13 protein-coding genes are annotated in these 15,354 nt (G+C 56.6%); 6 read left to right on the top strand and 7 right to left on the bottom strand.

Translation table 11 applies throughout. From position 1 onward, the window contains the following. The first annotated feature begins 168 nt into the window (after positions 1-168). The 5 genes from ACR0MJ_RS18345 (at position 169) to ACR0MJ_RS18365 (ending at position 6,488) form a co-directional block, all read left to right on the top strand. Positions 169-2,007: an ABC transporter ATP-binding protein gene (locus ACR0MJ_RS18345; RefSeq protein ID WP_480762116.1), complete on the top strand. Its 1,839-nt coding sequence runs from the start codon at positions 169-171 to the stop codon at positions 2,005-2,007. Next, on the top strand, positions 2,004-3,836 hold the full coding sequence (locus tag ACR0MJ_RS18350) for an ABC transporter ATP-binding protein (protein WP_480762118.1): 1,833 nt from the start codon (positions 2,004-2,006) through the stop codon (positions 3,834-3,836). Before ACR0MJ_RS18345 ends, ACR0MJ_RS18350 begins: the two co-directional genes overlap by 4 nt. Positions 3,837-3,875: 39 nt before the next feature. Then, a complete protein-coding gene (locus ACR0MJ_RS18355) occupies positions 3,876-5,099 on the top strand; it encodes a class I SAM-dependent RNA methyltransferase (RefSeq protein ID WP_480762121.1) in 1,224 nt (407 codons plus the stop codon). Between the two features lie 22 nt (positions 5,100-5,121). Continuing rightward, positions 5,122-5,907 (top strand): ion transporter, encoded by a 786-nt coding sequence (locus tag ACR0MJ_RS18360; RefSeq protein ID WP_170515151.1) that lies wholly within the window; start codon positions 5,122-5,124, stop codon positions 5,905-5,907. 62 nt (positions 5,908-5,969) lie between these two features. Next, positions 5,970-6,488 carry a L,D-transpeptidase family protein gene (locus ACR0MJ_RS18365; RefSeq protein WP_170399336.1) on the top strand — a complete coding sequence of 173 codons (519 nt, stop codon included), beginning with the start codon at positions 5,970-5,972 and terminating at the stop codon, positions 6,486-6,488. 7 nt (positions 6,489-6,495) lie between these two features. Here the strand turns inward: ACR0MJ_RS18365 and ACR0MJ_RS18370 are convergent, their stop codons facing one another. The 7 genes from ACR0MJ_RS18370 to cysQ all read right to left on the bottom strand — a co-directional run bounded on the left by ACR0MJ_RS18370 (position 6,496) and on the right by cysQ (position 14,386). Further along, a complete protein-coding gene (locus ACR0MJ_RS18370; RefSeq protein ID WP_480762124.1) occupies positions 6,496-7,929 on the bottom strand; it encodes a nodulation protein NodH in 1,434 nt (477 codons plus the stop codon). A 6-nt stretch (positions 7,930-7,935) separates the two neighbouring features. Beyond that, positions 7,936-9,636, bottom strand: coding sequence for a DUF5927 domain-containing protein (locus tag ACR0MJ_RS18375; RefSeq protein ID WP_170515455.1), 1,701 nt, complete (start codon positions 9,634-9,636; stop codon positions 7,936-7,938). Next, the gene (locus tag ACR0MJ_RS18380; protein ID WP_480762161.1) at positions 9,633-10,619 is read right to left on the bottom strand and encodes a glycosyltransferase family 2 protein; all 987 of its coding nucleotides are present in this window, start codon (positions 10,617-10,619) and stop codon (positions 9,633-9,635) included. The genes ACR0MJ_RS18375 and ACR0MJ_RS18380 overlap by 4 nt, the downstream gene beginning before the upstream one ends. 146 nt (positions 10,620-10,765) lie before the next feature. Then, entirely contained in the window at positions 10,766-11,812 is a 1,047-nt protein-coding gene (locus ACR0MJ_RS18385; protein ID WP_480762127.1) for a glycosyltransferase family 2 protein, read from the bottom strand. After that, positions 11,809-12,792 (bottom strand): UDP-glucose 4-epimerase GalE, encoded by a 984-nt coding sequence (gene galE, locus ACR0MJ_RS18390; protein WP_170613528.1) that lies wholly within the window; start codon positions 12,790-12,792, stop codon positions 11,809-11,811. Before galE ends, ACR0MJ_RS18385 begins: the two co-directional genes overlap by 4 nt. After that, complete coding sequence (locus tag ACR0MJ_RS18395; protein ID WP_480762128.1) at positions 12,789-13,589, bottom strand: 3-deoxy-manno-octulosonate cytidylyltransferase family protein; 801 nt, start codon at positions 13,587-13,589, stop codon at positions 12,789-12,791. Before ACR0MJ_RS18395 ends, galE begins: the two co-directional genes overlap by 4 nt. Further along, a complete protein-coding gene (gene cysQ / locus ACR0MJ_RS18400) occupies positions 13,589-14,386 on the bottom strand; it encodes a 3'(2'),5'-bisphosphate nucleotidase CysQ (RefSeq protein WP_170426301.1) in 798 nt (265 codons plus the stop codon). Before cysQ ends, ACR0MJ_RS18395 begins: the two co-directional genes overlap by 1 nt. A 122-nt stretch (positions 14,387-14,508) precedes the next feature. Between cysQ and ACR0MJ_RS18405 the strand changes: the two genes are divergently transcribed. Continuing rightward, positions 14,509-15,336: an ABC transporter permease gene (locus ACR0MJ_RS18405; protein WP_480762129.1), complete on the top strand. Its 828-nt coding sequence runs from the start codon at positions 14,509-14,511 to the stop codon at positions 15,334-15,336. Positions 15,337-15,354: the final 18 nt, after the last annotated feature.

Consider the following 15,354-nt stretch of genomic DNA (forward strand, 5'->3'; position numbering starts at 1 on the left):
ACCCGATTTGATTTGGCAGGGTGCGCCTGACTCATATGGAGGGAGGAATGCGAATGTATTACGGGATCTGGTTCGGCTAAAGCCCGGAACACTTTGACCCGTAGGGGTGGTGTTCTGGCGCCATCTTTCTTCGCATGACCTATTTTCTGCTCAATCGGAGCACTCTCCATGTTTCGCTACTTCGAAAATCTCATTGACCCTTTTGTTGCCTATGAACAGGTAGACAAGCCACCGACGCGGCTGTGGCCTTTCATGCTGGGCTACTCGCAGCCTTTCAAACGCGTTTTCGTATTGGCCGCGCTGATGTCCGTGGTCGTTGCTGCTGTCGAGGTCGGGCTGATCTTTTATATGGGTCGCGTTGTGGACCTGTTGGGCAGTTCTCCTGCTGAATTCTGGCAGGCGCACGGGACTGAATTGATCGTGGTTGCCACCTTGATCCTGTTTATTCGTCCCATCCTTCAGCTTGTTGACGTCTTGCTGCTCAACAACACAATCCTGCCGAACTTTGGCACTCTGATCCGTTGGCGGGCGCATAAACACGTTCTGCGTCAATCGGTTGGCTGGTTCGAGAATGACTTTGCCGGGCGCATCGCAAACCGGGTCGTGCAGACCCCACCCGCCGCGGGCGAGGTGGTCTTTCAGGTCTTTGACGCGATCTCGTTCTCGATCGCCTACATGATCGGTGCGGCCATTCTGCTGATGGCGGCTGATCCGCGCCTGTTGTTGCCGTTGCTGATCTGGCTGGTGTTTTACGGCGCGCTTGTGCGATGGACCGTTAAGCGGGTCGGTCCGGCATCTCAGGCGGCGTCGGATGCACGCTCGACCGTGACGGGCCGGGTCGTGGATAGCTATACCAACATCCACTCGATCAAGATGTTTGCCCATGACACTCAGGAACAGGACTATGCGCGCGAGGCGATTGCGGAAACCCGCCGCACTTTCCAGATCGAGATGCGGATTTTCACCATTATGGATGCCGCGCTTGTTGCGTTGAACGGTGTGCTGATCGTGGGTGTCGTTGGTTGGGCAATCCTGCTTTGGGCGCAAGGAAGCGCAACGGTCGGTGTGGTGGCCGCCGCCACAGCCTTGACGCTGCGGCTGAATGCCATGACCGGTTGGATCATGTGGGCGCTGACCAGCTTCTTTCGCGAATTGGGTATCGTTGCCGAGGGTATGCAGACCATCGCGCAGCCCATCGATCTGTTGGATGAACCTGATGCGAAACCTTTGCGGCTGGGTAATGGCCAGATCGAAATACGCGATCTGTCTCATCACTATGGACGGGAAACCGGTGGTTTGGATCACGTCAACTTGACCATCCGGCCAGGCGAAAAGATCGGCCTGATCGGTCGCTCAGGAGCCGGAAAATCGACCCTAGTAAAGCTGCTTTTGCGATTTTACGACGTCGAGAAGGGCGCGATCCTGATCGATGGCCAGGATATCTCGAAGGTCACGCAGGACAGTTTGCGCAGCCATATCGGGATGGTCCAACAAGACAGCGCTCTTCTGCATCGATCGGTGCGGGCTAACATCCTCTATGGTCGTCCTGATGCGACCGAGGAACAGATGGTCGCCGCTGCGAAACAGGCCGAGGCGCATGATTTCATCCTTGACCTGCAGGACCCGGAGGGCCGCACCGGCTACGATGCGCATGTGGGCGAGCGGGGCGTGAAACTCTCGGGTGGTCAGCGACAGCGGGTGACGCTTGCGCGGGTGATCCTCAAAGATGCTCCGATTTTGCTGTTGGATGAGGCCACATCCGCCCTAGATTCCGAAGTCGAAGCGTCGATTCAGGAAACACTCTACGGCATGATGCAAGGTAAAACCGTGATCGCCATTGCGCACCGGCTCAGCACGATTGCTCAGATGGATCGCATCCTTGTGATGGATAGCGGCCGGATCGTTGAACAAGGTGGTCATTCCGATCTGTTGGCGCAAGGAGGGCTTTACGCCCAGTTCTGGGCGCGGCAATCTGGAGGCTTCCTGAACCCGGAGGCCGCTGAATGAGGATTGCCGACCTCATCCAACCGTTCAAAGACACCGAAACGCCCCCGCCGCAAACGCTGGGGGCGTTCATCCGTTGGAGCTTGTCCGGCGCCTGGCCGATGCTGTTCGTCGCAGCAGCCTTCTCGGCGATCGCGGGTGCGATGGAGGCTGGCACCGCCTGGGTCCTGGGCCGCGTCATTGATCTGACCACCAACAGCAGTCCCGAGACGTTTCTGACCGGCGGCAATCTCGCGATCATTTTGGGTGCTGTCGCATTCTTCATGCTTCTACGCCCCGCACTGTTCGGCCTGTCGTCGGTGGCAAATAACTACATCGTCATGCCCAACATCACGCCGTTGGTTTTGGCAAAACTGAACCGCTGGACGCTGGGCCAGTCTGTGACCTATTTCGATGACGATTTCGCCGGACGTATCGCCCAAAAACAGATGCAGACATCGAACGCCATGACGCAAGTGGTGTCCGAAACAATCAGCGCTATTGTCTTTGCTATAGCCTCACTTGCGGGCTCATTGCTTTTATTAGGATCTATTCACCCGCTTGTGATGCTGCCATTTGTTGCCTGGCTTGTTGTCTATTTCCTGCTGGTGCGCTGGTATCTTCCACGCATACGCGTACGCTCCGCCGCGCGGGCGGGGGCGCGGGCGATGGTGTCGGGGCAGGTGGTCGATACGATCACCAACATCAAGACCGTCAAGCTGTTTGCCCATTCCGAGTTCGAAGATCATACCGCCCGAAATTCCATGGTCGACCTGCGTGAACGGTCGCTGGAATTCGGCAAGCTATCGGCCAGTTTCCGGTTCATCCTAATGACTCTGGCGGGGGTGCTGCCGGTCCTGTTGATCGGCGCGACACTGTGGTTGTGGCAGGCGGGCATCGCGACGGCCGGGGACATCGTGGCGGCCGGGGCCGTGGCGATACGCATCTCGCAAATGACCGGCTGGGTCAGTTTCACACTGATGGGCCTTTACGCAAATGTCGGTGAGATTGAAAACGGAATGCACACACTGACCAAGCGCGTTCGGGTCGAGGATGCTCCGAACGCATCGACACTTGTGGTCTCAGAGGGCGAGATTGCCTTTGACAACGTCAGCTTTGCCTATGGCCGCGATATCGGTGGTGTTGCTAATCTTAATTTCACCGCCGCATCGGGTGAAAAGTTGGGCATAGTCGGGGCCTCAGGTGCTGGGAAATCCACTTTGGTTTCACTTTTGCTAAGGCTCTATGACGGGGAACATGGCGTTATTGCCATCGACGGGCAGAATGTCTCTCACGTGACTCAGGACAGCCTGCGGCAACAGATTGGGATGGTCACGCAGGAAACCGCGATGTTCAATCGTTCGGCGCGCGAGAACATCCTCTATGGTCGTCCTGACGCGACTGAAGATGAGCTGATAGAGGCCGCGACCAAAGCCGAGGCGCATGAATTCATACTCGGTCTAGAGGATGCGCAAGGACGCAAGGGCTATGACGCGCATCTGGGCGAACGCGGCGTGAAGCTGAGCGGCGGGCAACGACAGCGGATCGCTCTGGCTCGCGCTATCCTGAAAGACGCACCGATATTGGTTCTGGACGAGGCGACGTCGGCATTGGACTCCGAGGTCGAGGCAGCGATTCAGACGGCACTGCACCGGGTGATGCAGGGCAAGACTGTGCTGGCTATTGCCCACCGCCTGTCCACACTTAGCGAGATGGATCGGATTATTGTTCTGGACCACGGTCACATCGTTGAAAGCGGGACGCACGAGGCTCTGCTGGAGCGTGGCGGGTTGTACGCCCGGTTCTGGCATCGCCAATCGGGCGGCTTCATTCAGGCCGAGGCTGCAGAATAAAGGGTTTTGTTGCGCTCAAACCCCAGTTATCAGGCCTCCATGACGCAGCAATACATAATAAACCGCCTTGGACATCAGGGCGACGGAATCGCCGATGGTCCGATCTATGCGCCACGCACTCTGCCGGGTGAAGTGGTCAGCGGTACGTTGCTGGGTCAGTTTCTGAACGATATTCGCGTCGAAACACCCTCGGATCAGCGGGTCAAGGCACCCTGCCGTCATTACAAGGCCTGCGGCGGCTGCCAGTTGCAACACGCGACCGATAATTTTGTCGCCGAGTGGAAAATTGAGGTGGTGCGCAACGCGTTGGCCGCGCAGGGGCTCAATGCCCTGATGCGGCCCATTCACACTTCGCCTGAACGATCCCGCCGTCGGGCCACCATCGCCGTGCGGCGCACCAAGAAGGGTACGCTGGCCGGGTTTCATGGTCGCGCTTCTGACACGATTACCGAAATCCCGGATTGCCATTTGCTGCACCCAACCTTGATTGCTGCCATCCCGGTGGCCGAAGCCTTGGCGTTGTTGGGTGGCAGTCGGAAAGGTGTGTTGGCCGTAACGCTGACCCTGTCCGAAGGCGGTTTGGATGTTGCGGTCAAGGGCGGCAAACCGCTGGATGGACCGTTGGAGCTGGCGCTCGCGCAAGCGACCGAGCATCACGTTCTTGCCCGGCTTAGTTGGGATGATGAGGTTATCGCCATGCGTGAGCCTCCGATCCAACGCTTTGGAACCGCTGGCGTCACCCCACCGCCCGGCGCGTTTTTACAAGCCACAAAAGACGGAGAACAGGCTCTATTACAGGCTGTTTCCGACGCTACGTCGGGGGCAAAGCGGATTGTCGATCTGTTCGCCGGATGCGGGACATTCTCGCTGCCGCTGGCACAGACTGCTGAAGTTCATGTAGTCGAAGGTGAGGCCGAGATGACGAAGGCCTTGGATCAGGGCTGGCGCAAGGCGCAAGGCTTGAAACAGGTCACAGTCGAGGCCCGAGACCTGTTCCGCCGCCCGCTCATGCCCGATGAACTCAAGAAATTCGACGCCGTTGTGCTTGACCCGCCGCGCGCTGGGGCCGAGGCGCAGGTGGCCGAGCTGGCGCAGGCCATGCGCCCGGTGGTTGTTTATGTCTCGTGCAACCCGATCACCTTTGCCCGTGACGCAAAAATGCTGGTTAACGCCGGATATGCCCTTGAATGGGTACAGGTGGTTGACCAATTTCGATGGTCGTCACACACCGAACTTGCCGCTCGGTTCATTTTGAACAAATAACCCTGAGATAAGGACCGCCCGCATGGTGATCGCCCAACGACTGCTGCCCATCATCGAAGCACCGGCTTTCGGGAAATTCATCACCGGTGTGATCCTGTTCAACGCGGTACTGCTGGGGATGGAGACATCGCCCACGCTGATGGACGCAGCGGGCCCGCTGATCGTGACGTTGGACAAGCTGTGCCTTACCATATTCGTCATCGAAATCGTCATGAAACTGATCGCCACAGGGCGCCGGTTCTTCACCAGCGGCTGGAATGTGTTTGATTTCGTGATCGTGGGCGTGGCCCTAGTTCCCAGTGCAGGGGCGCTTTCAGTTCTGCGGGCACTGCGTATCCTCCGGGTCCTGCGCGTCATCTCGGTCGCGCCGCGCCTGCGCCGAGTGGTCGAAGGCTTCATCTCAGCCCTGCCGGGCATGGCCAGCGTGTTCCTGTTGATGGCGATCCTGTTTTACATCGGCGCTGTGATCTCAACCAAGCTTTTCTCGGGCACGTTCCCCGATTGGTTCGGTGATCTGGGTCTGTCGGCCTATACGCTGTTCCAGATCATGACGCTGGAAAGCTGGTCCATGGGCATCGTCCGCCCTGTGATGGAGGTGTATCCCTACGCCTGGCTTTTCTTTGTTCCCTTCATCATGGTGACCACCTTTGCGGTGGTGAACTTGCTGGTCGGTCTCATCGTGAACTCGATGCAGGACGCGCACCATGCCGAGGATGAGGTCAAGACCGATGCCTATCGTGATGAGGTTCTTGAAAGGCTGGAATCGATCGAACGCCGCCTGACGGAACAGTCGAACAGCAAAAAGTGATTTAAGTTTCGCGAAAATCTGACATAATAATTGACAAAAAAGAGCATCAGGCAGTGAAAATAATGGATCGTCGAGCATTCGGAATGGGCGCAATGGCAACGCTGAGCCTTTCAGCATGTGCCTCAGCCAAACCCAGATTTCTTTCTTATCGCGGGCCCGAGGTGACCTCGATGGTCATCAACAAAGGTGCACGCAAGCTGTATTTGCTCCATAACGAGCAGATTTTGCGGGAGTATGATATCGATCTAGGATTTGCGCCCACCGGCACGAAAAACAAAAAAGGCGATGGTCGTACGCCCGAGGGTACCTATCTGATCGACCGCCGCAATCCGCGCAGCAGGTATCATCTATCGTTGGGTATATCGTATCCCAATTCGGAAGACTTGGCTAAAGCCAAGGCCGCAGGTGTTGATCCGGGCGGCGACATCTTCATTCACGGACAACCCAATCTGCGATCCGAGTTCAAGCGGGCGAAGAAGACCCCGGATTGGACGGCAGGTTGTATTGCGGTCAAGAATGATGAGATCGAAGAGATCTACGCCATGGTGAATGAAGGAACCGTGATTACCCTGCGCCCCTAAGCAAGGTTCAAAGCGGTTTCCAGTCACCAAATCCAAATATTGTATAGTCGCGCTGGTACGCTTCCTTCGCCAGCACTTCAAGCTGTGCGTCGTAAATCTGATCAAGTGCAAACGGCGCGTCCGGCTTGGCCCTGTTTGGGGCTGGCGGGGCTGTATGCCCAACTTTGTAGGCAAGGTCGGGCAAGGCGGTTTCCATCTCATCCTCGCGCAGGATCAGGTCGGGCATGGTGAAACCGGCCATGCCTTCCAGCGTCTGCGCCTGTCCGCACCATTCCCCATCCACACGGATCGGGGTTTGACCCGCCAGAATACTGCGCAGCATGCCCAGAAAGGCCGCGAACGCCTCGGAATGCTGATCGCGGGTATAATTGCTGAGATCACCCTTGGCAGGCAGAGGCACCTTGTACCGTCGGCTCAGCATATTGCGAATGCTGACATATGCGCCGGGGCCTGTGTGCAGAATACGGTCGCAGAACACAGCGTGCGCGCGCGCCAGCGGATGGCGCAGCACCGTGAATTTGCGGTGACCGGGATGATCCTGCATCCATTGACGGGTCTGTTTTTGATTGCGGCCGGTGATCAGGTCGGCTTGAGACACCCCGTCTAGATCGGCAATCCACTGCACCACTTCAGCCTCGGGGCCGCCGCGCACCGGAAGGTACATCAGCGAAGTTTGCGCAGCACCCACATAGCGCGAAACAGCCGGCCCGCGGTGCGGCTCGTAACTTGGGATATGGTGTACTTTGAAGCGGTCACGTTGCGACAGGGCCAGCTCCATATCATCCGGATTGGTCACTTTCGACAGGGCAGGCGCTGGGTTTTGGCGTTTGAGATGCTGGTTCAGCTCCTTAAGACGTGCGCTGACGCCAAGCCACGCGGCAAGGCCGTTCAGAACGTCCAAATCTGTTAGATCGTCATAGTCGATGTAAAACGGTGTTTGCCCGGTGGTCTGCAGATGTTTGAGCACTGTTTGTTGAAATGCTTGCCGCTGGTCGAGCTGTTCGGCGAATTCTTCGGCATCGAAGTTGATCTGAGCCTCCCGCCGTTGCTTAATGTTCACCAACCGCCACTGCTTTGTTTCCAAAGCGATTTTCCACGATATGTAGCTATCCAGAGGGTTGCGCATCAGAATGATTTTGGCGCAGCGCGGATCATCCAGCGCCGGTGGCAGCGCCCGCGCATCGTGGTCGCTAAAAAAGCGAAAGCCGTTCATCTCGCCCGGCGCGTTTCGGATGGCGTCGATCAGCGCCATCGGGTCGCGTTCACGATCTTCCAGGGTAAAGCCCAGAACGCTGTCCAGTTTTGGCAGGCCGACGAAATAGGGGTTAAACGCTTCTCCGTGACACGTGACGCCATCCAGCGTGTTCAGCTGTAATTCAAGCAGGTTCGAACCTGTGCGCATATCGGCCAGAACGATGAAATAATCGAAGCGGCGGGTCATTTTAGGTTACTGCACCAAATAGGGCTTCTTGAACGATTTGGACTGTGCGCCAAACACGTCATTCACAGGGAAATCCCCCATCAGATAGGGATGCATCCCTTGGTTCTTGAGGTTTTGCAGGAACTTTCCGAACCCGGTCAGATCGACCATCGTCGGTGCCTCGGTCAGATGCGTGGGTTTGGGCGCGCCCATGTCCTCCAGAACGGTCTGTAGTTGTTCCATGGGGGATTCCACAAACTCTGCCATTGTCCATATTCGGATGCGCGTCTTTGCCCGAGCGGCATCCAGTAGCTTGAGCTGTTTGCTTTCGATCTGTTGTAGGCGGGCAGCTTCGCACCGGATATCGGCAAAATTCAGGTTCGAACGGAACAATGGAACCGCCCAGGCCCCCGAGATGACCGCAATATGTGCATTCTGATCTTGCGTCAGGAATTCATTGATTTTCTGAATATCCGTTGGCCCGAATTGAAAGCACTGACGCTCGCCTCTTGTATTCCAGATGAGGTTCGACAGAAAGGCCGAGGGGTTATAGTCGCGTAGCGTGGCGCAATCGCTGAGCGCACCGTTGATGATCGTCTCATCTTCGGCAAATTGCGCCCGTTCGGGACCGAACAGATGCCCATGCACCCGCCCGCCGATGGCGTTTGTCAGCCAGGGTTCGAAATCTTCGAACAACTCGGTAAAGCCTTGAAACACCGAATAGGGAAAGGCTGTCAGGCTACGTTCCGTAGCCGCGCGAGGGAAGCGGCTTTGCATATAAAGACCATCACGACCGCGAACGCGCCGCTCGACCGCTTTGGAAAACACCCGGTCGATCTTGCCGGGGTTGGGCTCGGCCGGGGTCAGTGCGCCTTCGTGGTCGGTCAGGAAGGTCTGATACAACCGGTTCGCGCTGTGCCAGACTTTGCGCGCCACGAAACAGTCGGACCGGCGCAGCAATTGCAGGTGATCGTCGTAGAACATGTGCGGCCGACCTTGATAGTCGAACTTCGACAGGGTCAGCGATCGGCTTTCGATATGGGTGGAATAGAGTCGTGCCAGTGTCTGAAAATAGCTTTCATCGGGAATCCAGACCTGGCGGAAATAGCGATCATATTCGGCGCGCTTGGGATCCTGAAGGATGGCCGACAAGGTTTGGCGGGTCAGACACCACCATTGACTGCCCATATGCGGTACAAGGCCTTCGGGAATTCTGCGGCGCAGACCGAGGGCGCGTTGCAACCGCACGTAATTGTCAAACAGTTTTCGTTGCCTGCGCCATGAGAAGGGGAACCTCAGGGTGAAACGTTCCAGATCCAACCCGCCAATCGTCCAGCTGACGTCGCGCGTGGTTGCGCTTTCGATGAAATCGACACGGGGCCGGTCGGCCAGATAGTCGATCAGATCAGCGACCGGACGCAGCGGCAGACACGCGCCTGAAGACAGATATACATGCCGGACATCTGGAAACCTCTCCAACATCAGCGATGCGGCAGATTGTGATGCGGCGACAATACCCCAGCCGCCCCATTCACAGACATGGCGTTTTGAAAACAGGATCAGCGGTTCATCCGAACAAGCGGCGACAAAATCGGAATAAGCCGGATCGCCGACTTTCTGATCTACATGAATGACCACAGGACAGCCCGAGGCGGCCCAATGGCGTGCCACCTGCTCAACCCGATCCAGCGCGGTGTGCACCAGCATTACGATGCCCAAGCTGCTCATGCCCAGTTCCCCTTGGACATCAGGCCGAGGATCTCAATCTGTCGCCAGTTGATGTATTTCTCGGACCATTTGTTCCAGAAAACCGGATTATCCTCTAACTGCTTGGCATAAGCCTTGTACTCGCCCGACGCAGCATAGTGCTGTCCACGCAGCAACTCTTCTTTAGCTTTTTCCCCAAGCGTATTGATCAGCTTTGCATGCAGCAGCGCTCCGCTGGTTTTTTCACCGCCCTGCTCTTCATAGACCTGATTGAGCCCGCGCGGCAGCAAGGCGTGGGTTGAGCTGACATAGGCGTAGCGCCGGTGCCATTTCACAAGAGGTATCTTGTTCAGGGCCGGAGCCTTCAGGGGATTGTTCTGAAAGAAAACCCGTGCGCGTGCACCGCCTTGAATCCACAGATTCCCATAGGTCGGGTTGCGGGTAATCATGAAGTTGCCTGAATCGAACCAAGGCGCGACTTCAAAGGGGTTCTGGCCCTCATGATAGGGCGCATCCATGATTCCGGTTTCGGGATACATGTCGATCAGCATGGTGCCGAAACTGCGCACACCAGTATCGTCCAGCCAGTCGGTCAGGGCGCGGATCGGGCGGGTATCGCAAAAAGGATAGATAAAGAATTCATCCGGATCGACCGTCAGAACCCAGTGCTTATGCGCATAGCGGCGCAGCAGGTAGTTGGACCAATCCAGACCAAAGGTCGCATTCTTGTAACCTACATCCGTCCACCACAGCGAAACGTCCGGCTGGCCGCTCAGGTATTCGCGGGTGCCGTCATCGCTGTTGTTGTCCACGCACAGGAAGTGATTGATGCCAAGCTTTCGATAGTAGTCTAAGAAATAGGGAAGGCGGATCTTTTCGTTCCGCATCACGCTCATCAACAAGATGTCGTTTTTTTTGAACTTGTTGGTGTTATCTTGCACCGCTTTCAGATCCCGACGCCGACGTAGGCAACGCAGCAGGCGGCGCTTGCGCCGCAGTCTCATGCGATAGGAATCCAAAAGGCTCACGCGGCTGCCCAACCTTTTTTGATACGCGCGTCTGCCCGGGGCCGCCTGAGGCCTGAGTGGTGCCGGACATTAACGTTTTATGACATCTCTGCACCTTGTGAGGCAACGGGTTTAAATCCGGTTTACTTCCCCCCTGTGGCAGGAAATCCGCCCGCGTTCATGAGCCCAAGGTCTTGTAACTGTTGCCAATCACCTAGTTTGACCGAGTCAGAAGTCCAAAGATCAGGCCCGCTGATGATCCCGTCATAATAGGCGCCGAACCGATCGGGGTCGTGAAAATGTTGCCGCCTCTGTTTTTCGATCCGCGATTTGTCGACAACCTCAGGCAGGAATTTCGTGTGGAGCAACACGCCCGAGGCGGTCTGCCCACCCGGACCGTCATATTCAAAATTCAAGAACCGGGGCAGCGCGGAATGGCACGAATTCACATAGGCCATATGCCGTGACCACCGGGTCAGAGGGATTTTGTTCAGGGTCGGTGATTTTTGGGGCTGATCTGCAAAAAACACCCGCTCGCGTACGCCTCCCTGAACCCAAAGGTTGCCCATCGGCCTTTGGCGCTGGGCACGATAGGGGCCGGGGTCAAACCAGTTCAGGCAATCGGTTGGATCGGAATGCGGATCATAACTTTGCTTGCCCAGCCGACCTTTGGGATAGAGATCCAGCATCATCGCCCCAAACGTGGTTTGACCGCGCGCGTCCAGCCATGCAGTTAAATCGCGCATCGTATGGGTGTTGTGATGGGCGTAGATCAGTAACTCATCGGCGTCGACCATCAACGTCCAGTGGTCGTACCCAAGTTTCCACTGCAGCCAAGACAGCCAATCCAACCCGAACCGGGACGCGCGATAGCTTGCCGTAGTCCGCCACAGCGACACATCCGGCTGTTCGAGCAAATACGGGACTGAGCCGTCATCGCTGTCATTATCCACCATCAGAAAATGATCAATGCCCAGCGTGCGATAATGGTGAAAGAACCACGGCAGACGGGTGATCTCATTCCGCAGCGTGGTAAAGGCCAGAATGGCGCCGGGTGTGATCTTTTGCGTGTTGTCAGTCAACGACTTCAGTTGATGGCGGCTGCGAAAGGATCGCCACAACAGCCGCTTGCGTTTCAGGCGCAGCTTGTAGCGCTGCACCCAGCTTAGCGGCTGATCCTCAAGCCTCACTTGGTGTAGCCGCCATTCTGATGCCAACGCCAGGCATCCGTGATCATCGTCTCTAACGTTGATCTTTTTGGTGTCCAGCCCAGCTCTTCCTTGGCTCGGACCGAGCCTGAAACTAGACGCGTACAATCCCCGGCCCGGCGCGGGCCGATGCTATACGGCACCGCACGGTTGGTGACGGCTTTGGAATGCTCGATGACTTCCATCACCGAAAACCCCGACCCGGTGCCCAGATTGAACACGCGGCTTTCTTTGCCCTGTTCTAGCCACTTTAGCCCCAGTACATGTGCATCGACCAGATCACAGACGTGTACATAATCGCGGATGCAGGTGCCGTCGGGTGTGTCGTAATCGGTGCCGAATACAGTCAAGCCACCCCGCTTGCCATCGATGGCGTCCAGCATCAGCGGCACCAGATGGGTTTCTGGTTGGTGAAACTCTCCAACTTCGGCATCCGGGTCGGCCCCGGCCACGTTGAAATAGCGGAAGATCACGTGCTTCAGGCCATATGCGGCTTGGAAATCACGTAAGATGTCCTCGATCGCTCGTTTCGAAGCACCATAGGCATTCAATGGCTGCTGCTGAGTGCTCTCGTCTAGCACAACGTTGTCATGTTCGCCATAGGTGGCGCAGGTCGACGAGAACACAAAGTTCAAACATCCCGCATCCACAGCCGCTTGTATCAGTGTCAGCGAACCGGTGACATTGTTCGACCAATACGTTCCGGGCTCAGCCATCGCTTCGCCGACCTGACTGAGGGCGGCGAAATGTATCACGGCGGCGGGTTGGTATTTGGCGAACACTTCGTCCAGCCGGGCGCGGTCCAGCAGGTCGCCCTGCTCGAAAGGGCCGAATTTCACCGCGTCCTGCCATCCGGTGACAAGATTGTCATAGGTTACGGGCGTATACCCCGCCCTTGCCAGTGCCTTGCAGGCATGAGAGCCGATATAACCTGCACCACCTGTAACCAGAATATTTGTCATTCAAGCCCCATAGCGGCCATCATTTCTTCGATCTTGGCCACGTCCTGCGGGTTGTTCAGCTCCCAGAACTGACGACCTTTGGCTTCAACTTCGACACACAGAACCTTGCGGCCGTTTTCGATGAAGCGCAGCTGTTCCAACCCTTCCAGTGTCTCCAGCGGACCGCTAGTCCAGCCCGGATAAGCAGCCAGAGCGTCAGGCCGATAGGCATAAACTCCGACGTGGTGGAATACCGGTGTCGGGTCACTGCTGGCATAGGTCTCGGCTGTGAAAGGGATCACTTCTTTCGAGAAGTAAAGCGCGCTGTGGTCATTGCCGAACACCGCTGTAGTGCCCCCGACCCGGCCTTGCTTGCGATCGTTCAGTAATCCGTTCAGTGCGTCCCCGTCACAGCGCAGCACGGGGGTGGCCACACCCGCATCTGGCGCGTTGCGCAGACCCGAGATCAGGTCTTCAACAAACCAATGCGGGGTCAAAGGCGCATCCCCTTGCAGGTTGACGACGATGTCATAACCGCCACCCAGAGCCGAGTGCGCCTCGGCGCAGCGTTCGGTACCGTTGCGGCAGGTGTCTGAAGTCATCACCACCTCGGCACCAAATCCCTCTGAGACTTCGCGGATACGGTCATCGTCGGTTGCCACAACCACGCGATCTACGCCTGACACGGAAATCGCGGCGCGCCAGGATCGTTCGATCAGAGTCATGCTGGTTCCGTTTGCCCCGGTCAGCGGAACCAGAGGTTTGCCTGGATAGCGGGTCGAAGCGTAGCGCGCGGGAATGGCAATCAATACTGACATCAGGCTTCCTTCAGCTCAACGCCTGGAGCATAGGCGATGAAAAATGGATTGGCATAGCCGTCTTTGCCATAGGTCAGCGGCGAATGGTCGTCAAAGCGCACCACATGTCCGCCCGCACCGGCCAGAACCGCGTGGCCCGCAGCGGTGTCCCACTCCATGGTGCGGCCAACACGGGGGTAGAGGTCGGCCTCTCCCGTCGCCACCAGACAGAACTTCAGCGACGACCCGGCACTTTTGCTGTCGCGCACCTGATATTTGTTGATGTAATCCTCGGTCGCCTGATCCCGATGCGACTTGGATGCAACGATCATCAGCGCCGAATTGTTTGGTTTAGAGACTGATATTGGCGTTGACGCACCCGGCTGATCTTTGTCCAGATCCCCGATTTCTTCAACCGATTGCCCGTCAGCTTGCGTATAGAACATCCGGCCGCGTGCAGGGGCGTAGACCACGCCACGCGTCGGTACGCCGTTTTCGACCAAAGCGATATTTACGGTAAAATCGCCGCGCCGATTTATGAATTCCTTGGTGCCGTCAAGTGGATCAACAATCAGAAAGGTCTCGCCCTTTTCGGAATGCGAAGCCGCCTGTTCCTCGGTCACCAGCAGGATATCTGGAAAAGCCTCGCGCAATCCGGCCGAGATCAAAGCATCCGCCGCCTCGTCCGCCTCGGTTACCGGGCTTGAGTCTGACTTGACCTTGACGTCGAAATCATCTGCTTCATAGATCTGCATGATCTTGTCGCCTGCCTGCAAGGCCAGCCGCCGGATGACGGGAATAAGCGCGTCATAAGTCACAAAAAAGCTCCGTTCCTGTGGTTTGTTGATCAGGGCATCTCACGGACTTATGATGCGATGGATACGGAACAGCAAGAATTTCGTGCCAATTTGCGGCTGACACAGCAGGAAAGAGTATTCGAGTGTTTCACTACAAGCGAAATCAGTCGTTGCTGGGCGGGGTTTTCACCACCGCCGAGCTTATATTCCATGCGGTGGTCCGCAATATCCGCTCGCAGCATTCAAATGCGGTGATCGCAATCCTGATAAACATTGTTCAGGTCGTTCTTCTGGTGACGGCGTTTTATATACTTATGACGCTAATTGGTCGAATGACCGGCATGGCCAAAATCCGGGGCGAGATGGTTTTGTTCCTGCTCTCCGGAGTTTTTCTGTTCCTGACGCATATCAAGTCTGTCGCTGCTATCGCCGGGGTTGGATCCGGCAACAATCCGATGACACTGCATTCGCCGATGACCATGATGGTGATGTTGTCAGCATCTGCCTTCGGTATTCTGTACACGCAGCTTGTCTCGATCCTGGTCATCCTGTTCGTCTACAGCGTAGCCGTCTCGCCCCTTGTAATTCAGGAGCCCGGCGGTGCTTTTGGGATGCTTTTGCTGGCATGGTTTGTAGGATGCTCGGTCGGTCTTGTGTTTCTGGCGCTAAAGCCCTGGTTTCCAAATACGGTAAGCATCCTGACAAGTATGTACCGTCGTCTGAACATGATATTTTCTGGCAAGATGTTCGTCGGCAACGCGTTGGGCGGCTTCATGCTGACTATGTTTGCCTGGAACCCACTGTTTCACATCATCGATCAATGCCGTGGTTTTGTGTTCCGAAATTACTTTCCCCGAAATACCAGTTGGGAATATGCGCTTTGGGTCGGAATAGTTTTAACGATGATCGGCCTGCTGGGCGAGTTCTATACCCGTAAGCAGGTCTCGAAAAGCTGGGATGCGCGACGCTGATCTTTGCTGTACGTGCTG

It is taken from the genome of Ruegeria sp. C6 (genome assembly GCF_056537625.1).

Bases quoted from the DNA above. Each gene is read 5' to 3' on its own strand.
- ACR0MJ_RS18375 (WP_170515455.1), bottom strand. From the start codon at position 9,636: ATGAGCAGCTTGGGCATCGTAATGCTGGTGCACACCGCGCTGGATCGG.
- ACR0MJ_RS18355 (WP_480762121.1), top strand. From the start codon at position 3,876: ATGACGCAGCAATACATAATAAACCGCCTTGGACATCAGGGCGACGGA.
- ACR0MJ_RS18360 (WP_170515151.1), top strand. From the start codon at position 5,122: ATGGTGATCGCCCAACGACTGCTGCCCATCATCGAAGCACCGGCTTTC.
- galE (WP_170613528.1), bottom strand. From the start codon at position 12,792: ATGACAAATATTCTGGTTACAGGTGGTGCAGGTTATATCGGCTCTCAT.
- ACR0MJ_RS18370 (WP_480762124.1), bottom strand. From the start codon at position 7,929: ATGACCCGCCGCTTCGATTATTTCATCGTTCTGGCCGATATGCGCACA.
- ACR0MJ_RS18365 (WP_170399336.1), top strand. From the start codon at position 5,970: ATGGATCGTCGAGCATTCGGAATGGGCGCAATGGCAACGCTGAGCCTT.
- ACR0MJ_RS18350 (WP_480762118.1), top strand. From the start codon at position 2,004: ATGAGGATTGCCGACCTCATCCAACCGTTCAAAGACACCGAAACGCCC.
- ACR0MJ_RS18345 (WP_480762116.1), top strand. From the start codon at position 169: ATGTTTCGCTACTTCGAAAATCTCATTGACCCTTTTGTTGCCTATGAA.
- ACR0MJ_RS18395 (WP_480762128.1), bottom strand. From the start codon at position 13,589: ATGTCAGTATTGATTGCCATTCCCGCGCGCTACGCTTCGACCCGCTAT.
- ACR0MJ_RS18380 (WP_480762161.1), bottom strand. From the start codon at position 10,619: ATGAGACTGCGGCGCAAGCGCCGCCTGCTGCGTTGCCTACGTCGGCGT.